Source organism: Chimaeribacter sp. YP20170169, from assembly GCF_056739715.1.
Genome location: NZ_CP176824.1, coordinates 1,360,541 through 1,378,894 on the forward strand (window position 1 = coordinate 1,360,541; position 18,354 = coordinate 1,378,894).

Here is an 18,354-nt window from a genome sequence, read left to right on the forward strand (position 1 = left end):
GCATCAGGCGTTTTCTATTTCAGGGAAAGGTGTGGCCTCTCTGCGTTATAGATCTTCACCGCCTCGTTGACCATGTTTATCGCCTGCTCAGAGCACATGCTGAAGCGCGCGTTCAGCAAGCACGAGCAGTCTGTGAGCGCGGCACTGAGCTTAAGTGCGAAGAGAATCAGCGACGCTACCCGCGCCCACGAGACGGGCATGAACGAGGCGATGAAATCGAACCGGCTGGACGTGCTGCGCATGACCGTGCGGTGAAGCTGGTGCAGCAAGCGGATGTCAGATTCAATTATTGCCGATGTGGCTCTCCCAAGTGATGCCCTGTTATGATGCGTTGACTCTATAACCATGCAAAACAGAGGGATTTGGTATGGCGAGCAAAGGTTTTTTTCTCTACCACCTGGATAAAACCACCTGCGGGGGACGCATTCTTGCCGGTGCCTCTGATGACACCTACGAAATAGGCGGCATTGTGAGGCAGCAGGTCAGGGAGGGTGACCCGGTAACCTGTGGGAAGCATGAAGGACGCTTCCGCGTCTGCGGCGGCATGGGGGATACCTACCAGGTGAGCGGAGAGCTGAAAGAGTGGGCGGGTTCGCTGGACAGCTACAGCTCCTGCCCCTGTCGCGCCCGGTTTATTCCGTCAGTTCTCTCGCATACCTATGACAGTGACTGCAACGCCGGTCGCGTGGCGGAGCGGAAGCAGACAGCAAAACAGAAGAAACTAAGGGAGGCGAAGGACAAAGGCATTGAGCAGATGCCGCTTCCAGCGCTAATTTACCAAACAAAGAACCGGATGGATGACTATCAGGCCAAAGACATGCATCACGGTGATCTGGATATCCTGATGCTCAGGAACCGCTTTGGTATCGAGGTTGATACGGTATCGACAAAGGTTAATCCGTACACCCTGACGCAAAAAGCGCCGCTTAACCCCTATCCCTTGTTGTCCCCTTATGAGCAGGCCATGCTGCCGAATGAGCCTGTCAGAAAGGTGAGTAAGGAAGAGAGCGCGCGGCTGATGTTCGATGAGTTCCGGGAGCTGGCGAAGGTGTTCTCCTTTCATGGCCCGTATAAAAACATCATCACCGAGATGATTGATCACATGCAGGAGAACAGCGGCATACCGTACAGCAGCCCATTGCTGGACAGGGCGCTACAGGAGCAGATCCTGAATGACCGTTCGAGTGATAGCTCGTTGTTGGGAATTAAAAGGGCTCTAGATGATGCTGTCAGCTATGAATATGGCTTTATTCCGCTCGATAAAAAGGATGATTTATTCGACGGAAAGGGCAACGTTAAGGAAGTTAATAAAGCTGTCCTGCCTAAGTTTGACCGTCTGATTGACAAGACTAATGGACTGGTTATTACCGTCCACGACACATGGGCAACGCATATCACGCTTGAGTCACTGGAGGTGACGGGCGACAGCTACCGGGCGACAGTGCATTACCGAGTGCAGGATCACTTCGGTCTTGATGACGCGGATATCCTGAACCCTATTTTCCATCAGGGCCGAATTTTCCGGATCTGGTTTGTGCTGCAGCGCTGGGATGAATACGGCTACAGGCCGTTTATCACCGAGATGAATGCGACCGTGGAAATCAGCGGGAGGCGGGGTGAATAAGCGGCTGATAGCAGGCGTTATCGCTGCTGCTGCCGGTGGCTATCTGCTCTGGCAGTATCTGACGCCGGTTGAGATTGTCGCGGTACATGATGGCGATACGATACTGGTGAAGCATTTTCCGTACCTGAAAAGCCGTCAGATAGGCTGGTGGGAAGCCAATAAAGACATGATACAGGCGAAATACGGGATACCTCACAAGGGGAAAGATGGCTTTTACCATGTGTGGATTATTGATTTTGGGAATGGGTATCGCACGGAACCGGATGAAAGCCTGCTGTTCTCCACAGATGAAGTTTTTTGTTTTAACGACATCCCGACAGAGGTTCGGTGTATTGATAGAAAGCCACTTTTTGACGTGAGGTGGAGTAGGAATTACGGGCTTAAATATGAGTCGTATTAACGTAATTGATTACCGTATTCAGGATCACTTTGGCCTCAATGATGATGTGTTGAACCCGCTATATCGGGAATTTCGTATTTTCCGGTTGTGGTTCACGCTTCAGCGCTGGGATGAATACGACCGTGAAAATTAGCGGGAGGCTGGGTGAATAAGCGACTGATTACGGGAGTAGCTGCGGTTGCTGTCTGTGGTTATCTACTCTGCCAGTATTTGACACCGGTTGAGATTGTCGCGGTACATGATGGCGATACGATACTGGTGAAGCATTTTCCGTACCTGAAAAGCCGTCAGATAGCCTAGTGGGAAGCCAATAAGGACATGATCAAAGCTAAGTATGGGGTGCCACACACCCTATACAGTGATGGTGGTTATAGCGTGTTCGTTGCAGGTTTTGGTGATGGATACCGTACAGCACCGAATGAGAGCCTGTTGTTTTCTACTGATGAAGTTTTCTGTTTTGATGATATCCAGACTGATGCTCGATGTATTGACCGTAACCCTCTTTTGTCTGTGACTTTTAGTCGGAATACAGGACTAATATTTGATAGTTATTAGCGAGGGAGTTGTTGACTCGCCCTAACATAGGTTGACACTTTTATGCCCTCAGAACGCCTGATGTACTGCATCCGGCGTTCTCTCTGCGTTATAGATCTTCATCGCCTCGTTGTTACGAGGCTCACGTAGGCCACCCCCGAACGAAGCGGAAGAGAGATAATGTCCGCCACTCACACCTGCTCAGGGCGCACTGCAACGACCGGCTTTCAGCAGGTTGGGATGCCGGTAAAAACGGTGATGGCTTTGCGTCGTTTTGTGATAAGCCTTTGGCGGGCGAACCAGCAAACGACTGCACCGGAGCAGATGGAACAGGCGGTCACCCGTTCGATGATGCAGCCCGCCTGGCTTTCCCGGCGTTGTTCCCGCTGTAGCGCCTGATACCAGGCCTGATGGTTGATACCCATCATCCGGCAGACCCGCGTTACCGTCAGTCCACCTTTTTCGACCTGCTCAACAACGGCCAGTGTAAAGGATAGCGAGTCATCACGTTGCGTGCGTTTAACATACTGGTTCATCACATTCTCCTCATGGAGTCAGGAAAATGTGTCAATGTTAGTTAGAACGGGTCACCGCCCATAAAAAAGAGCGCCACTGGCGCTCTTTTTTTCGCTTGTTTCCGGCTGGGGCGGTCAGCCCACCAGTTCGCGGCCATAGTCATACAGCGCCTTGAGCAGGGCAATCTTCTCTTTGTCCCCCTCGTGCAGGTTGTATAGCTCCTCCAGCTCCTGCAAATAACGCTGCACTCGCTCCGGGTTCAGCGCCTCGCGGCGGTGCTGCAACCAGCGCTGCTGCTCGGCGTCATCCAGCGTCGCGGGGTAGTTGCGCGCCCGGTAGCGGAACAGCAACGGCGCCATGCGCGCATCCTGGAAAGGCAACTCCAGCGCTGGCAGGTTCTGCGGCTCGGTCTGCTGGATGATCTTCATGGTGGCGCGGTCGGCGTCGCTGAAGAAGCCGTCATACAGGCGGCCATCCACGTCGTCACTGCCGTTGAACGGCTCCGCCTCAGCAAACAGCGCCACCACCTTCTCCCGCACTTGCGGGTTATCCCGCAGCAGTTGCAGGTTGGCGAGACAGCGTTGGCGGTCGATGCCCAGCCGCTCGGCAGTCTCTGGCAGCAACGTCTTGGCTGGCGCAAGGATCGGGCATTTGTTGATGTGTACCAGCTTCAGCGGCACCGCCGCCTCGCCCGCCAGTTGGTCGCGGCGGGTGTAGAGCCGCTCGCGCAGCGCACCGGCCTCCAGCTCCAGCAGCGGCGTCATGTCGCCCGCCAGATCACAGACGATCACCGCGTTTTTGTTCTCCGGGTGCCAGGCCAGCGGCGCAATCCAGCTGGTGTTGCCACGCGCCGCGCCAAACATGCCGGAGACGTGCACCAGCGGTGCCATCTGCGGGATATCCAGCAGCGCCGTCAGTGCGTGCTTGCTGCGATGGGTCAGCAGGAAATTGAACAGTCGCGGCTGCGCCTGCTTCACCAGTTTTGCCATCGCTAGCGTGGCGTACACATCAGACATCGCGTCATGGGCATGTTCGTGGGCGATGCCGTTGGCGCGCGTCAACTCCTCCAGCCGGAAGCTGGGGAAGCCCTCCTCATTCTCCGGCCACTCAATGCCCTCCGGGCGCAGCGCATAGCAGGCGCGCATCACGTCCAGCAGATCCCAGCGCGAATTGCCATTTTGCCAGCTGTAGGCGTAAGGATCGTAGAAGTTGCGGTAGAGCAGGTTGCGCGTCACCTCATCATCGAAGCGGATGTTGTTGTAGCCCATGATGCAGCTGTTGGGCACGCTGAACTCATCATGGATGCGGCGGATAAACTCCGCCTCCGGCAATCCCTGGGCGCGGGCGTGCTGCGGGGTGATGCCGGTGATCATCACCGCCTCCGGCTCTGGCAGGTAGTCGTCGGCGGGCCGGCAGAAGATCACCAGCGGCTCGCCAATGATGTTGAAGTCCATGTCGGTGCGGACGCCAGCAAACTGCGCCGCGCGGTCACGCCATGGGCTTTTGCCGAAAGTTTCGTAGTCGTGGATATAGAAGGTAGGTTGTTCGCTCTTGTTTGCCAAAATTTTTATCCGTTCACTTCTGTTTAATAATGTACTGTTTAAGCAGTAACAAACCCGCCAAACATCCCCGCTCTTGCCCGCATGTGTTCACATCAGTTGATTGATGTTCTCTTTAGCCATGCAATATTGCATACACAGTTGGTACAGAAATTCATTTTCACTGCGTACAGAAAATAATTATGGCTTTGAGCGGCACCAAACTCCGTTCATTACATGGTAAACCATATTCCGGTTCTCCAGAAGTTTCAGATGTAGATGGCCTCAGCGCCTCGGCCTAGGCCGATATCCAGCCTTGAGCCTGAAAGACGCCCGCGCACTTACTGGAGAGTTACGCCTTCTTTATGACGGCGGCACTGACCCACGCGCTTACTTTGAAAAAACCTCTGGCGATGACTCTATGACGATCGGCGACTGCCTGCGCTACTGGAAGGAGCATTACGTCGACGTTGCCCTACGGCCGAAAACGCAGGCTCTGTACACATCAATCGTGCTTAAACACTTAGAAGGCGCATTCCCCGGCAGGCCTATGGCCGATATAACTGTAAAGCAGTGGGTTGATTTTTTCTCGAAAGAGGAAAAAGAGAATCCCCGGCCAGCCCGGCAGTTGCTGTCCCAGGCCAGGACAGCCACTAACTGGTGCATAAGGCGTCAGGTGATCGATAGCTCATCAATTATGTATTAGTCGCGACTTGATCTGACACATGGCCTTGAAAGGTTGAGAGTGACCGATTTTGATATGGGTGTCGAATCCTTATACAAAATACGAGGTCACTCTCATGCTTCCTACTACCTATCCCGCCATCAAACACAAAGCCGGTTTACTCAATCTGGCTGAAGAACTCAGCAATGTATCGAAAGCCCGCACGCGCGGGCGTTTTCTACTTCATACTTTTTACAATTCTAGAAACCATATCGCAAATATATATTATTAATCCAATGTCAAAAACAAATAGCACTCTTTGCCCTGACTCATAAACGGTAGGTGACATGCCAATGGCTACCGTCACAATAGTTGCGACTGCAAGGGCGATGAATGCTGTCGCACCATTTGCGTTGTCCTTTAAACTCATCCATAGCATTGAACAAATAGTCAAAAGAGAGAAGGCAAATGAAGTGTAGGAGTAAAATAAGGACCAATTTACAGGGCTAAACTGAAATATTCCGTTTAAATAACTCAGTCTGGTTTGCGTGTACCAACGAATAGACAGGAAGATAAATACTGCAATCACCAATATTGATGTGCAAACTATGCCCTGCAACCCTTTATATGATTTGGTTTTCACTGCAAAGATGATTGTCAATATCAATGATAGAAGGAATGTCTTATTGTGAGCACTCCTTAAATGAGTGTGCAGCCTATCCAAACCAAAAGAAACCTTTTGGAATAGACCATAGGAATGTATTTCTGGCATATACCTAGAGGACTCAACTATGAATCTAGAATAGTTCCCTGGGCTTAAAAATAGGATTGAAGAGGAGGCGATGGCTACAATCAAGAATATCATGTAGTAGCTGCTTAACTTTCTTTTAAAAGCAGCAACTAACATGCATGAAAGCAACACGCATATGGCTGGCTGCTCAGCAGAGCAAGCGATAAAAACTAGGGGTAAAGATAATGCTTTGGACGCTCTAGATGCCTGTTCTTCTCTGATGAATACGCTTAGGCAGTACAAGCCAAGAGAAACTGGCATTAAGTAATTATAGAAGCCTGTCACCCACCACACTGAATCATTAGCTACTGATTTTTCAATCGTTAAGATAAGCACTGCAACGAATGGAATGCCAATTCTATGGCCGAGAACGTGCCTTAATGTCATTGACCATATTGAGTATGAGGCTAGCAAAATACAGGCTGGTATTCCTAATCTCCATATCAAAGAATAGTTTATGGTGGAGACCATTAACGCTTCAATAGCTAACCTTCCAGTCCACACTTCATACCTGTTCTTCAAATAATCAATCAGAGAGGTGTTATCTAGTGCATGGGCGAAAAAGAAGTCATCAAAGGCGGAGGTCACCTGAACTTTTCTTGCGATTATAATAAACAAGGAAAGCAAAAATGCGATATAAAATATTTTCAATGCCTTTTCTTTTCTATCATGGGCAAACATGAGGATTCCTCCTTATAGTATCACCATCAATAATGTTTAAATTTATAATGTTAGTTTTCTCAATGGTGCCTGACTTCCTTATTGAGGCTGAAAAGCCATATCTTTCGAAATCCTGATTAAGATTCATCGCTGCTGACACATCTCTTCTTAATTCCGTTTTTATAGGGACGAGATACTCGCGGCTTCCGTCATTTAATGTGACTGTCAAGTGGCCGTGCTGTGGGTAAGTGTCTGAATAAATCCACCCCCTAATATACATTCTGTCATGGTCATTATAGCAATCGTCAATGTGCATCGTTACCGACTCGCTCCCCTCAAGCTTAAGGGTTGAGTAATCGACAATGGTGAGTTTATTCCAAGAATAAAAGAGAAGAACGCATATACATATTGCACATAAAGACATTATCCAGAATGCATTCCTTTTTATAACCAAAAACATAACTTATCCTTAATCCTGAATCTATCACACTAGCTTGGTAACACTTCCATCAATGAGACTGAAGTTTGTTCAACCCTCGATACTGCGAGGATGGAGTCTAGACTCAGTTTGGATTAAGTGTAAAGGGCAGTGTGCGATTGTTGATCAGCGAGGAGGGTGGGATCATTTTGGGACACGCAAGGGTTTGGAACACGTTCTAAGCCTTTGCATCCTTATAAGGAGGTTGCCGTTTAAAAGTGGATTGATACAAGAGCAAAATCACCGATGCGTACAAAAAAATAATTAATACAAATTAAAACAATAAAATCAAATAGAAGATAAACGGTGTGCGTAGCGTGGAGTAGAACGTAGGCTGGTGGCTTTCGTTTTTCACGGAGGCTCTCTAGCTAGGATGGGGTGCCGCACTGTGCGCCGTCCGGGGTCATGACACGCCGGGAGTGCGCCGACGCAGCTCCCTCTATGGTAAGCCATAATCCCCCAGGCCTGAAGGCACCGCAGCGGCGGCGGGCGGGCCGCGTCCGGCGTGGCCTGCCAGGCTGGACTATACTAACAGGCCGATGTTCCTGAAGATAATTATACGGTGAGGGAGAATGGAGACGTTACAGAATATTAACTATATAGGGCTATTTTTGACGTTGCCATTTTGGGTGGATGTCTTGTTGGTACTGGGGATCACCATTGTCACCTACTGGGTCATCACCCGAATCATCCTGCTGGTGCATAAGCGGATGCTGGCGTGGGCCAATGAGAAACAGAATAACGCCAACCTCATCATCTCCGAGGTGATTGGCAAAACCAAAAAGCTGCTGATTCTGGTGGCAGCCTTCCTGTTCAGCCTGCGCTTTGTGCCGATACCCGATCGCCTCTACGGCACGCTGTCACACGCGTGGTTTTTGGTGCTGGCGATCCAGCTCGCCATCTGGCTGGATCAGGCGATCCAGTCCTGGCTGAAAAAGCTGATCTACTCCCCCGGCTCGCGCCGCAACCCGGTGACACTGGTGATTCTGGGCGTCATCCTGCGCACGCTGGTGTGGGCGATCATGGTGCTCTCCATTCTGGCAAACGCTGGCGTGGACATCACCGCACTGATGGCCAGCCTCGGGGTGGGCGGTATCGCCATCGCGCTGGCGGTGCAGACGGTGCTGAGCGACATGTTCGCCTCGCTTTCCATCGGCTTTGACAAGCCGTTCGAGATTGGCGACTTCGTGATCTTCAACAACGTCTCCGGCACCATTGAGCACATTGGTCTGAAGACCACCCGCATCCGCAGCCTGAGCGGCGAGCAGATTGTCTGCGCCAACACCATCCTGTTGCAGCAGACCATCCACAACTACAAGCGTATGCAGACCCGCCGGATCGTCTTTACCTTTGGCGTCTCGATTGATACGCCGCCGGAGAAGCTGCGCAAAATCGGCGCGCTGCTGAAAAAAATCATCCAGGACGTAGGCGGCACCCGGTTTGACCGCGCCCACTTCTCCGCCTTCAGCCCGGACCGGCTCACGTTTGAGGTGGTGCACATTGTCAACACCGCCGACTATAACCAGTACATGGATCTGCAGCAGGAGATCAATATCCGGCTGATTGAGGAGCTGGACAAGATGGGGGTACGGCTGGCGCTGCCGAGCCAGATCATGATTACGCCTGAAAAACCGGAGCAGCAAGCGGCCTGAGCGGCCGCCCACGGCCGGGGCCGCACGGCGCCGGCAGATAACCACCTTTGATGAGCAGGTAAACGCGATGGACGAAGAGCTGTTTGAACCCGCATTGCAACCGCTGGTGCCGGAGCTACAGAGCGGCGACCGCGTGTTGCTGGTGATGGTGCCGCAGGGCAGCCCACCCGAGAGCCACCAGTTGGTGGTGCGCATCACTGGCCTCAATGCTGGCCACTATGTTGGCGAGGTAGTGGAGACCGATATTCTGGAGCCGGCCTCCACCCCTTGCCGTTACCGGGTGGGGGAGGAGGTGACCTTCCTGCGCAGCCACGTGCAGGGGATTATCGGCTAGCGGGGCGACTTCTTGGTGATCGCTTTGGTGATGTAGCGCGGGCGGTTCTTGGTTTCGATGTAGATGCGGCCAATGTACTCACCCAACACGCCAATGCCGATCAGTTGAATGCCGCCGAGGAACAGGATGGCCGCCATCAGGGAGGGGTAGCCCGGCACCGGGTTGCCCCAGATCAGCTTGTCGATCACCATCCAGACGGCATACAGCAGCGCCAGCGCCGCCACGCCCAATCCCAGGTAAGTCCAGATGCGAAGCGGCAGGGTGGAGAAGCTGGTGATCCCCTCCAGCGCCAGGTTCCACAGCTTCCAGCCATTGAATTTTGAGTCGCCAGCGATGCGCTCGGCGCGAGCATACTCCACCACGTCCACCTTGCCGCCGACAAAGGAGAGGATCCCCTTCATAAACAGGTTGCGCTCGGGCAGGCGCAGGATGTTATCCACCACTTCCCGCGACATCAGCCGGAAATCGCCAACGTTCTCCTCAATTTTCGGGCTGCTGATCTTGTTGTGCAACTTGTAGAACCACTCGGCGGTCTTGCGCTTGAGACGGCCATCGGTAGAGCGGTCGATGCGCTTGGCCAGCACCATATCCGCCCCCTGCTGCCAGGCGTGGATCAGCTCCGGCACCACGGCGATCGGATCCTGGAGATCGACGTCGATCGGGATCACCGCCTCGCCGGTGGCGTGCTCCAGCCCGGCGAACAGCGCCGGCTCCTTGCCAAAGTTGCGGGTGAAGTTAATCAGTGTCACCAGCGGGTCAGCCAGCGCCAGCGCGGCGGCGATCTCTGCGGTACTGTCCTTGCTGCCGTCGTTGATAAAGATGATCTCAATCTGGTAAGCCTGCAACGGGGCATAATCGCGCACCGCGCGATAGAACAGCGGCAGGGCTGCCTCTTCATTAAATACCGGGACAACAAGGGAAATTTTCATGATGCTTCCTTAGCCTTAAACACAAAAAATTTCGAGTAAAGGAAACCGACGATTAGACTGATTGCGGAGAAGGTGATCAGGGTAAACAGGGCGGGCAAGCCGCTGATTTCCGCCACCCAGCCGACAGTGACCGACAGCGCGCCCATGAACAGTACGTAGAACATGTAGCGGATGGTGGTGGCGTCACTTTTGAACGTCACTTTCGCATTCACGAAGAAGGAGAAGGTCACCGCGACGCAGAAAGCGCCAAAGTTGGAGAGCGCCTGATCCGCGCCCGCGCCGTAGAACAGCAGGGCAAATGTGACCCAGTGAATCAGGGTGTTGATCACCCCCACCAGCGCATATTTGGTAAACAGCTTTATCATCCTGAGTGACCTGTAATGAGCAAAACGCGAGTGTAGCATTAACCCAGAAAAGGATCAGTAAGTGTAAAAAGATGTAAAAGACTGAAATCCAAGGGCAAGCCAACCGGGGATGGGAACCCCGCGCCCGCTGGGCTACACTGGGCTACTCTACGGCTTAACCCACAGGCAAATTGTGCGTCTGGACAAGAAAATCTCACCCTTTGAGCATGTTATTTATCGCCACTACCGCATCATGCATGGCCTGCGCATCGCGCTGGCCTTTGTGCTGACCTTTTTAATTGTGCGCCTGCTGGCAATCCCCGAGGGCACCTGGCCGCTGATCACGCTGGTGGTGGTGATGGGGCCGATCTCCTTCTGGGGCAATGTGCTGCCACGCGCGCTGCAACGCATCGCGGGTACGGTGTTCGGCTCGCTCTCCGGGCTGGTGGCGCTCTGGCTGGAGATGTACTCCCTGCCGCTGATGCTAATCTGGTCGCTGCTGGTAATGTTCGCCTGCGGCTACCTGACGCTTGGCAAGCGCCCCTACATGGCGCTGCTGATTGGCATCACGCTGGCGGTGGTGTGCGGCGGCGCGACCGGCGACATCAAAACCGCGCTCTGGCGCAGCGGCGACGTGATCTTCGGCTCTATTCTGGCGCTGCTGTTCACCAGCATCTACCCGCAGCGCGCCTTTATCCACTGGCGGTTGCAGATGGCGGAGGGGCTGACCAACCTCAACAAACTCTACGGTGCCTACCAGTCGCCCAACATGGTGGAGCGCCCCCACCTGGAGGGACGGCTGAAGGGGTTGCTGGCGCAGATTGTCAAACTGCGCGCGCTGATTGCCCCGGCCAGCAAGGAGACCGGCATCCAGAAGGAGGTATTCGAGGCGATCCAGACCCTCAGCCGCAATCTGGTCTGCACCCTGGAGCTGCTGGTGGACGCCTACTGGGCATCCCGCGAGAGCCACTTCCTGATGCTCAATGCCCGCACCCTGCGCAGCGCGCAGCTGCTGACCCTGCACTCGATGGAGACGCTGGCGGACATCCTGCGCAATGGCGATCCGCAGCGTGAGCGCGACTTCCCGCGCGAGATGGAAGAGATTGCCGATGAGCTAAAATCGTTACTGCACGGGGCTGGCGGCGGCCACACGCTGGAGCCGCCCATCTATGGCTACCTCTGGCTGAGCCTGGAGCTGACCAAACAGCTGAAAGAGCTGGGCGATCTGCTGACGCTGGCGATGCAGAAGTCCGCGTGAGGGGCAGTGTTGTTTGCCGGGCAAAGGGGGTAAGATAGGACGATCAGGGCTATCTCTGACCCTGGTGATAGGGTAGGGTGGTCAGCCGCGCGTCAGTGAATGAATTTGTGTAAAACTTAAGCAAAGGTGTAAAAATGGATAATGCAAACAAGCAAAGTTTCCAGGATGTACTGGAGTTCGTTCGTCTGTTCCGTCGTAAGAACAAGCTCCAACGCGAAATCGTAGACAATGAGAAAAAGATCCGCGACAACCAGAAACGTGTTTTGCTGCTGGACAACCTGAGTGACTATATCAAGCCGGGCATGAGCATCGAAGAGATTCAGGCGATCATCGCCAACATGCGTGGTGACTACGAGGATCGCGTGGATGACTACATCATCAAGAACGCTGATCTCTCCAAAGAGCGCCGCGAGATCTCCCGCAAGCTGAAGGCGATGGGCGAAGTGAAGGCACACACCGTCAAGTAACCCTCTCTCCGCTTCCTGACCGGGCCACCGCGCCCGGTTTTTTTATGCCCCTCGTTCCCCTGCCGCCGTTTTTGGGACGGCTTACCTACCGCGACGGCGAGCGCCCGCGTAAGGTAATGGGTTAGGGCCGTGCATCTCTGCCCCTCTGGGGCATCAGGCCAACGTCAAAATAAAAAAACGCGAACGTTGATTGAGGATGACCATGGGAAACGAGTTCCAACACTTTTCACTGGGCGATCTGCCGCTGCAACAGGGGGGCACGCTGCTTGGCGCCTCGCTGGCCTACCAGACCTACGGCGAGCTGAACGCGGCGGGGGACAACGCTGTCCTGCTGCTTGGCCACTACTCACAGGGGCACTACTCCTTTGTGCCGCTGATTGGCGAGGAGCGGGTGCTCGATCCGCATCGCTACTTCATCGTGCTGGTCAATATGTTCGGCAATGGCCTCTCCAGTTCGCCGAGCAACAGCGTCAGCCAGCCCGGCCGCCGCTTTCCGCTGGTCAGCGTGGCGGACAACGTCCATGCCCAGCACCAGCTGCTGCACCAGCACCTGGGCGTCAAGCAGCTGGCGCTGGTGGCGGGCTGGTCGGTGGGGGCGATGCTCGCCTGGCACTGGGCGGCCGCCTACCCGGAGTGGGTGAAACGGCTGCTGGTGGTGTGCGGCGCGGCGCGTTGCAGCCCGCTCAGCCGGGTGTTCATTGATGGGATGCGCAATGCGCTGCTGACCGACAGCGCCTTCGCCAACGGTGACTACCTGATCCCGCCGCTGCGGGGTCTGGCCGCCTTTGGCCGCAGCTACGCTGGCTGGGCCTACTCGGCGGCCTTCTTCCGTGACGAGCTGTTCCGGGGAATGGGCTATGAGAGCCTGGAGGCGCTGATGCGCGCGTGGGAGCGCAACCACCAGCAGCAGGATGCCAATGACCTGCTGACCCAGCTGGAGACCTGGCGCCATGCGGACATCAGCCATGACACCCGGCTCAGCGGCGATTTCGCCACGTGTTTGCGGCGGATAAGCGCAGATGCCATCATTATGCCCTGCGATACCAATAACTATTTCACCATGGCGGAGGCGCGGATCGAGTGCGATTTGCTGCCGCGCGGCGAGTTCCGGCCGCTCGTCTCCCCCTACGGCCACTCCGCTGGCTTGCCGGGACGCTTTGAGCAGGAGAGTGAGTTTATGGAGCGGGCGATGAAAGATCTGCTGCAACGTCCCTAAACTGGATTTGAGCGCAAGGGACGGGAGGCCGCCGCGGCCCGGCTGGCGTAAGCTGGCGGGGTTTCCCTTACCGCAGGAGAGTCAGCATGAACACGCTTCCCATCACCGAAGACCCGCGCTGGGCGCAGCTGCTGGCGCGTGACCCGCAGGCGACGTTTGTCTATGCGGTGCGCACCACTGGCATCTACTGCCGCCCGGCCTGTCCGTCACGCCGGGCGCGGCCGGAGCATGTCACCTTTTTTGCCGATGCCGGAGAGGCGCAGGCCGCCGGGTATCGCCCCTGTCGCCGCTGTCGGCCAGAGGCGGAGAGCGAGCAGCAGCGCTGGGCGGCACGCATCACCCACGCCTGCCGTCAGCTGGAGGAGGGCGATCCGCCGACGCTGGCGGCGCTGGCCGCCGACGCCGGTGTGACGCCCTGGCACTTCCACCGCCGCTTCCGGGCGCTGACCGGCGTGACGCCGCGCGCCTATGCCGCCGCCCGCCGCGCCGAGCGGCTGCGCGACGGGTTGCCGCAGGCCGCCAGCGTCACCGAGGCGATCTACGCCGCGGGCTATGGCTCCAGCAGCCGCTTCTATGCCGCCAGCCCGGCGGCGCTTGGCATGGCCCCGCAGCACTTCCGCCGTGGCGGGCAGGGGAGCGCATCACCTTTGCCGTCGGCGAGTGCTCGCTGGGGGCGCTGCTGGTGGCGCAGAGCGATCGCGGCCTCTGTGCCATCCTGTTGGACGCCTCGCCGGAGGCGCTGGTGCAGCAGTTGCAGGATCGCTTCCCGCGTGCCGAACTGGCAGCGGCCGGGCCAGCGTTCGCGCAGGTGATGGCGCAGGTGGCCGGGCTGATGGACCAGCCGCAGGCCGGGCTGCCACTGCCGCTGGATATCCGGGGCACCCTGTTCCAGCAACGGGTCTGGCAGGCGCTGTGCGCCATCCCGCCCGGCACTACCGTCAGCTACCGCGCGCTGGCCACGCAGATTGGCATGCCGTCGGCGGTACGCGCCGTGGCGCTGGCCTGTGCCGCCAACCCGCTGGCGGTGGCGATCCCCTGCCACCGGGTGGTGCGGCAGGATGGGGCGCTCTCCGGCTATCGCTGGGGGGTGGAACGCAAACGGGCGCTGCTACAGCGGGAGGGTGCCCTTCACGATGAGGAGCAGGTAGAGGATGCAAGCGGATCTGTTTGAGCCAGCCGGTGCGCCGTGGCACGAGCACCTGTCGGCGGGTGCGGTGCTGCTGCACGGCTTTGCGCTGGAGGAGGAGGAGGCGCTGCTGGCGGCGCTGCGCACGGTGATCGCCGCCGCGCCTTTTCGCAAGATGCTGACCCCCGGTGGCCGGCCGATGTCGGTCGCCACCACCAGTTGCGGGCCGCTGGGCTGGCTGAGCGATCGTCAGGGCTACCGCTATCAGGCGGGCGACCCGTTGCGCGGGCAGGCACCCTGGCCGCCCATGCCGCCGGTGCTGGCCGATCTGGCGCAGCGGGCGGCGGCAGAAGCGGGCTACCCCGGCTTCTGTCCCGACTCCTGCCTGATCAACCGCTATGTACCGGGGGCGAAAATGTCCCTGCATCAGGACAAGGATGAGCAGGACTTCAGCCAGCCGATCGTCTCGCTCTCGCTGGGCCTGCCAGCCATCTTCCAGTTTGGCGGGCTGGCGCGCAGCGATCCGGTGCAGCGCTACCCGCTGCTGCATGGCGACATGCTGGTGTGGGGCGGGGGGGATCGCTTGCGCTTCCACGGCATCCTGCCGATCCGCGAGGGGGCGCACCCGCGCATGGGGGCGCAGCGCATCAATCTTACTTTCCGGGTGGCGGGCTGACGGTTGCCGCATCATGCAGTATGCTGAACGTACCGTTACGCGACGACCGGGAGGTGATTGATGACAACCTTTGACCCCACCCTGCCACTCCGCATCCGGCCGCTGGCCAGCGCGGACTACCCGCACTGGCTGCCGCTGTGGGACGGCTACCTGTTTGCCTGCCAGCGCAGCCTCAATGAAGCCATTACCCTGCTGACCTTCGAGCGGCTCTGCATCGGTGAGCGCCTTGCCGGGCTGGTGGCTGAAGCGCCGGACGGCACGCTGCTCGGCCTGGCGCACCTGGCCTTCCACCCCTCCACCTGGAGCGAGCAGGGCTGTGGCTATCTGGAGGATCTCTACGTCAGCGAGGCCGCGCGCCGCCGGGGCATCGCGCGCCAGCTAGTGGAAGCCGCCTGCCAGCTGGCGGATGAGAAGCCCTGCCACTGCCTCTACTGGACCACCGACGAAACCAACACCGCCGCCCGCGCGCTCTATGACCAGCTCGGCGAACGCACTTCATTGCTGACCTACCGCCGCTGGTAACAGCGGCAACATAAGTTTCGCTTATCTAATTTCCGGCTTTCCATCGGCTTTTGGTTAACTCAAATATGACTAATGTTGTCATTTTGTATCGAAAAGTATTTTTGTGTAAATAAAAAAGCATCAATGTAACTTGCCGATTACTCTTATCCCGTACCTTTCACTGGGATGTCACTCAACAACGCGGCCCGCCAGCCGGCATGGCCCAGCCCCGACATCCGCACACATGGACAGTGTACAGCCTGACAATGTTTGGTTTTTCTGATGAATGTCTTCCCAGGTTAATGGGTAACCGGGTGGGCGGGAAAGCCCTGCCTGTCCCCCAACAGAGAGATACAAGCCGTGACGATACTGACCCCCTTGCTGGCCAAGAACCGTAGCTGGGCCTTAAGGCAGCAGCAGAACGATCCCCACTTTTTCCGCCACACCGCCCGTCCGCAGCAGCCGCACTCCCTGTGGATCGGCTGCTCCGACAGCCGGGTGCCGGCCGAGGTGCTGACCGGCTCCCAGCCCGGCGAACTCTTTGTCCACCGCAACATCGCCAACATGGTGATGGAGGAGGATGACAACCTGATGAGCGTGTTGCAGTACGCGCTGGAGTACCTGAAGGTGACGGGCATCGTGCTGTGCGGCCACTACGGCTGCGGCGGCGTGCAGGCCGCCAGCGTCTTGCCGGAGATGCCGCTGGCGCAGGAGGAGAGCGCGCTGGCACGGCGGTTGCGCGTGCTGCGCCGCTCGCTATCGCCCGCGCTGGCACAGCCGCATGAGGATGATGACGCGCGCCTGAATGCGCTGGTCGAGGCGCACGTGCGCCGCCAGTTCGCCCACCTCACCGCCTGCTGGCCGGTGCGCCTCGCCTGGCAGCAGCAGCGGCCGCTGGAGGTCTACGGCTGCGTCTACGACCTGCACAGCGGGCACCTGAAGAAGCTGGTGGAGCAGCACAGCATGGAGGGGCCAGCATGACGCTCTCAACCCTGCGCCATGACATCCCGGCTGGGGTGGTGGTGTTTCTGGTGGCACTGCCGCTCTGCCTCGGCATCGCCCAGGCCAGCGGCCTGCCGCCGTTCGTCGGCCTGCTGACTGGCGTGATTGGCGGGCTGGTGGTGACGCTGTTTAGCCCCTCGCGCTTTGCCGTCAGTGGCCCGGCCGCCGGGCTGGTGACCATCGTCACCGCCGCGATGGAGACCCTCGGCAGCTTCTCCACCCTGCTGCTGGCGCTGATCCTCGCTGGCTTCCTGCAAATCCTGCTGGGCGTGGCGCGCGCTGGCCGCTTTATCTCGCTGGTGCCAGGTTCGGTGATCCAGGGGATGCTGGTGGCCATCGGGCTGTTGCTGATTGTGCAACAGATCCCGGTGGCGCTCGGCCTGCCAGAGGGGCAGGGCGACGGGCTGATGATCTCGCCGGCGGCGGCGATCATCGCGCTGGTGGCGCTGCTGATCATGTGGCTCTGGACCACGCCGCCGCTCAAGCGCATCAGTTGGCTGACCTACGTGCCCGGCCCGCTGGTGGCGGTGCTGTGGGGCAGTCTGGCGGTGGTGTTCGGTGAGCGCCTGCTGCCGGAGGGGGCACTGCCGCGCATCGCGCTGCCAGCCTTCACCAGCCTTGAGGCGCTGGCCGGGGAGCTAGCGCGTCCCGACTGGCAGGCGTGGCGCAATCCGTCGGTCTACCTGATCGCGGTGACGCTGGCGCTGGTCGCCAGTCTGGAGACGCTGCTCAGCCAGGAGGCGTTGAAGAAGCTGAAGGAGCAGACGCCACCGCCCTCGCCGGACAAGGAGATGCGCGCGCAGGGGATCGGCAACCTGTTGAGCGGCTTCCTTGGCGGCCTGCCAATTACTGCGGTAATCGTGCGCAGTTCGGTGAACGTCAACACCGGCGCGCGCAGCAAAATATCCATCCTGCTGCATGGCGTGCTGCTGCTGATCTGCGGGCTGTTCTTCAGCGGGCTGCTGAACACCATCCCGCTGGCGGTACTGGCGGCGGTACTGCTCTACACCGGCTACAAGCTGGCCTCACCGGCCATCTGGCTGGCGCAGTGGAAGCAGGGCTGGGCGCAGTATGTGCCGTTTGTCACCACCGTCGCGGGCATCATGCTGCTGGGGATGCTGGCCGGGATTGGCGTTGGGCTGCTGGCGCAACTGCTGTGCAGCACCTACAAAAGCCACGCCAACGCGCTGCAACTCTCGCGCTATGACAACCACTACGTGGTACGTTTCCAGCAAAACCTGACTTTCCTGCACAACCCACGGCTGCACCGCCTGCTGGCGGAGATCCCGGATAACAGCGTGGTGATGGTGGATCGCGAAAACGCTGACTATATTGACCCGGATGTCAGGGCGCTGCTCAGTGAATTCCGCGAAAAGGCCGCCACGCGAAATATCACCCTCAATCGCTGGCCCGCCTGACCGGTATAAATACTTAGCCCGCTGCTGCGGGCTTTTTTATTGGCAGGTGATTATTTCGCTGCGCAATGACTTTCCGGCTCGCCTATTAAGATTATTTGAGCGATTGTGCGAACACGGTTATTTTGCCGCCCTCCGTTAGCGTATAAAATGCCGTTATTATTTCCGATGAGCGCTGGCGGCCAGGCAATTCTGGGAAAGCCGGTGTATTCGCGCAAGGATCGCAATCG

The 18,354-nt window shown here is 57.5% G+C and carries 17 protein-coding genes and 4 pseudogenes; 16 read left to right on the plus strand and 5 right to left on the minus strand.

The annotated features are described in order from the left end of the window. Window positions 1-96 precede the first annotated feature (96 nt). The 5 genes and pseudogenes from ACK3SD_RS06000 to ACK3SD_RS06020 all read left to right on the plus strand — a co-directional run. Entirely contained in the window at window positions 97-255 is a 159-nt protein-coding gene (locus ACK3SD_RS06000) for an MbeB family mobilization protein (RefSeq protein WP_481127103.1), read from the plus strand. Between the two features lie 112 nt (window positions 256-367). Beyond that, window positions 368-1,624 carry a PAAR domain-containing protein gene (locus ACK3SD_RS06005; protein WP_481127104.1) on the plus strand — a complete coding sequence of 419 codons (1,257 nt, stop codon included), beginning with the start codon at window positions 368-370 and terminating at the stop codon, window positions 1,622-1,624. Then, a complete protein-coding gene (locus ACK3SD_RS06010) occupies window positions 1,617-2,024 on the plus strand; it encodes a DUF943 family protein (protein ID WP_137762691.1) in 408 nt (135 codons plus the stop codon). The genes ACK3SD_RS06005 and ACK3SD_RS06010 overlap by 8 nt, the downstream gene beginning before the upstream one ends. Beyond that, the gene (locus tag ACK3SD_RS06015) at window positions 2,011-2,157 is read left to right on the plus strand and encodes a DUF3289 family protein (RefSeq protein WP_481127105.1); all 147 of its coding nucleotides are present in this window, start codon (window positions 2,011-2,013) and stop codon (window positions 2,155-2,157) included. The genes ACK3SD_RS06010 and ACK3SD_RS06015 overlap by 14 nt, the downstream gene beginning before the upstream one ends. 179 nt (window positions 2,158-2,336) lie before the next feature. Next, window positions 2,337-2,579: pseudogene (locus ACK3SD_RS06020) on the plus strand (DUF943 family protein); the annotation flags it as partial. A 110-nt stretch (window positions 2,580-2,689) separates the two neighbouring features. Here ACK3SD_RS06020 and ACK3SD_RS06025 read toward each other — a convergent pair. Further along, window positions 2,690-2,897: pseudogene (locus tag ACK3SD_RS06025) on the minus strand (IS3 family transposase); the annotation flags it as partial. Between the two features lie 311 nt (window positions 2,898-3,208). After that, a complete protein-coding gene (gene sbcB, locus ACK3SD_RS06030; protein ID WP_481127106.1) occupies window positions 3,209-4,636 on the minus strand; it encodes an exodeoxyribonuclease I in 1,428 nt (475 codons plus the stop codon). A gap of 179 nt (window positions 4,637-4,815) precedes the next feature. Here sbcB and ACK3SD_RS06035 point away from each other — a divergent pair. Further along, window positions 4,816-5,312 (plus strand): annotated as a pseudogene (locus ACK3SD_RS06035) (integrase); the annotation flags it as partial. A 202-nt stretch (window positions 5,313-5,514) separates the two neighbouring features. Here ACK3SD_RS06035 and ACK3SD_RS06040 read toward each other — a convergent pair. Continuing rightward, window positions 5,515-6,747: a hypothetical protein gene (locus tag ACK3SD_RS06040; protein ID WP_481127107.1), complete on the minus strand. Its 1,233-nt coding sequence runs from the start codon at window positions 6,745-6,747 to the stop codon at window positions 5,515-5,517. A 1,029-nt stretch (window positions 6,748-7,776) separates the two neighbouring features. On the opposite strand from ACK3SD_RS06040, the gene ACK3SD_RS06045 reads away from it, so the two are divergent. After that, window positions 7,777-8,856 carry a mechanosensitive ion channel family protein gene (locus tag ACK3SD_RS06045; protein ID WP_481127108.1) on the plus strand — a complete coding sequence of 360 codons (1,080 nt, stop codon included), beginning with the start codon at window positions 7,777-7,779 and terminating at the stop codon, window positions 8,854-8,856. Window positions 8,857-8,923: 67 nt separating this feature from the next. Next, on the plus strand, window positions 8,924-9,190 hold the full coding sequence (locus ACK3SD_RS06050) for a hypothetical protein (RefSeq protein ID WP_481127109.1): 267 nt from the start codon (window positions 8,924-8,926) through the stop codon (window positions 9,188-9,190). Here the strand turns inward: ACK3SD_RS06050 and ACK3SD_RS06055 are convergent. Together ACK3SD_RS06055 and ACK3SD_RS06060 are read right to left on the minus strand one after the other, a co-directional pair. Next, window positions 9,187-10,119, minus strand: a complete 933-nt coding sequence (locus ACK3SD_RS06055) for a glycosyltransferase family 2 protein (RefSeq protein WP_481127110.1) — start codon at window positions 10,117-10,119, stop codon at window positions 9,187-9,189. The two genes, ACK3SD_RS06050 and ACK3SD_RS06055, sit on opposite strands and share 4 nt — an antisense overlap. Beyond that, the gene (locus ACK3SD_RS06060) at window positions 10,116-10,484 is read right to left on the minus strand and encodes a GtrA family protein (protein ID WP_137762696.1); all 369 of its coding nucleotides are present in this window, start codon (window positions 10,482-10,484) and stop codon (window positions 10,116-10,118) included. The genes ACK3SD_RS06055 and ACK3SD_RS06060 overlap by 4 nt, the downstream gene beginning before the upstream one ends. A 172-nt stretch (window positions 10,485-10,656) precedes the next feature. On the opposite strand from ACK3SD_RS06060, the gene ACK3SD_RS06065 reads away from it, so the two are divergent. The 8 genes and pseudogenes from ACK3SD_RS06065 to ACK3SD_RS06100 all read left to right on the plus strand — a co-directional run bounded on the left by ACK3SD_RS06065 (window position 10,657) and on the right by ACK3SD_RS06100 (window position 18,127). Continuing rightward, a complete protein-coding gene (locus ACK3SD_RS06065; protein WP_481127503.1) occupies window positions 10,657-11,721 on the plus strand; it encodes an FUSC family protein in 1,065 nt (354 codons plus the stop codon). 134 nt (window positions 11,722-11,855) lie between these two features. Continuing rightward, a complete protein-coding gene (gene tmaR, locus ACK3SD_RS06070) occupies window positions 11,856-12,188 on the plus strand; it encodes a PTS system regulator TmaR (protein ID WP_137762698.1) in 333 nt (110 codons plus the stop codon). Between the two features lie 202 nt (window positions 12,189-12,390). Then, window positions 12,391-13,404, plus strand: coding sequence for an alpha/beta fold hydrolase (locus ACK3SD_RS06075; protein WP_481127111.1), 1,014 nt, complete (start codon window positions 12,391-12,393; stop codon window positions 13,402-13,404). A gap of 86 nt (window positions 13,405-13,490) precedes the next feature. Continuing rightward, window positions 13,491-14,575, plus strand: a pseudogene (gene ada / locus ACK3SD_RS06080) (bifunctional DNA-binding transcriptional regulator/O6-methylguanine-DNA methyltransferase Ada). Continuing rightward, complete coding sequence (alkB, locus tag ACK3SD_RS06085; RefSeq protein WP_481127112.1) at window positions 14,556-15,206, plus strand: DNA oxidative demethylase AlkB; 651 nt, start codon at window positions 14,556-14,558, stop codon at window positions 15,204-15,206. The pseudogene ada and the gene alkB overlap by 20 nt, the downstream one beginning before the upstream one ends. Window positions 15,207-15,266: 60 nt before the next feature. Beyond that, window positions 15,267-15,728: an N-acetyltransferase family protein gene (locus ACK3SD_RS06090; RefSeq protein WP_481127113.1), complete on the plus strand. Its 462-nt coding sequence runs from the start codon at window positions 15,267-15,269 to the stop codon at window positions 15,726-15,728. A gap of 330 nt (window positions 15,729-16,058) precedes the next feature. Continuing rightward, a complete protein-coding gene (locus ACK3SD_RS06095; protein ID WP_137762703.1) occupies window positions 16,059-16,688 on the plus strand; it encodes a carbonic anhydrase in 630 nt (209 codons plus the stop codon). Next, a complete protein-coding gene (locus ACK3SD_RS06100) occupies window positions 16,685-18,127 on the plus strand; it encodes a SulP family inorganic anion transporter (protein WP_481127114.1) in 1,443 nt (480 codons plus the stop codon). The genes ACK3SD_RS06095 and ACK3SD_RS06100 overlap by 4 nt, the downstream gene beginning before the upstream one ends. The last annotated feature ends 227 nt before the right edge of the window (window positions 18,128-18,354 follow it).

What these genes read in the sequence shown, in the direction of transcription:
- ACK3SD_RS06050 (WP_481127109.1), top strand. Translation starts at nt 8,924, where the DNA reads ATGGACGAAGAGCTGTTTGAACCCGCATTGCAACCGCTGGTGCCGGAG.
- ACK3SD_RS06015 (WP_481127105.1), top strand. Translation starts at nt 2,011, where the DNA reads ATGAGTCGTATTAACGTAATTGATTACCGTATTCAGGATCACTTTGGC.
- ACK3SD_RS06055 (WP_481127110.1), bottom strand. Translation starts at nt 10,119, where the DNA reads ATGAAAATTTCCCTTGTTGTCCCGGTATTTAATGAAGAGGCAGCCCTG.
- ACK3SD_RS06045 (WP_481127108.1), top strand. Translation starts at nt 7,777, where the DNA reads ATGGAGACGTTACAGAATATTAACTATATAGGGCTATTTTTGACGTTG.
- ACK3SD_RS06090 (WP_481127113.1), top strand. Translation starts at nt 15,267, where the DNA reads ATGACAACCTTTGACCCCACCCTGCCACTCCGCATCCGGCCGCTGGCC.
- ACK3SD_RS06040 (WP_481127107.1), bottom strand. Translation starts at nt 6,747, where the DNA reads ATGTTTGCCCATGATAGAAAAGAAAAGGCATTGAAAATATTTTATATC.
- ACK3SD_RS06000 (WP_481127103.1), top strand. Translation starts at nt 97, where the DNA reads ATGCTGAAGCGCGCGTTCAGCAAGCACGAGCAGTCTGTGAGCGCGGCA.
- tmaR (WP_137762698.1), top strand. Translation starts at nt 11,856, where the DNA reads ATGGATAATGCAAACAAGCAAAGTTTCCAGGATGTACTGGAGTTCGTT.
- ACK3SD_RS06060 (WP_137762696.1), bottom strand. Translation starts at nt 10,484, where the DNA reads ATGATAAAGCTGTTTACCAAATATGCGCTGGTGGGGGTGATCAACACC.
- alkB (WP_481127112.1), top strand. Translation starts at nt 14,556, where the DNA reads ATGCAAGCGGATCTGTTTGAGCCAGCCGGTGCGCCGTGGCACGAGCAC.
- ACK3SD_RS06005 (WP_481127104.1), top strand. Translation starts at nt 368, where the DNA reads ATGGCGAGCAAAGGTTTTTTTCTCTACCACCTGGATAAAACCACCTGC.
- ACK3SD_RS06100 (WP_481127114.1), top strand. Translation starts at nt 16,685, where the DNA reads ATGACGCTCTCAACCCTGCGCCATGACATCCCGGCTGGGGTGGTGGTG.
- ACK3SD_RS06075 (WP_481127111.1), top strand. Translation starts at nt 12,391, where the DNA reads ATGGGAAACGAGTTCCAACACTTTTCACTGGGCGATCTGCCGCTGCAA.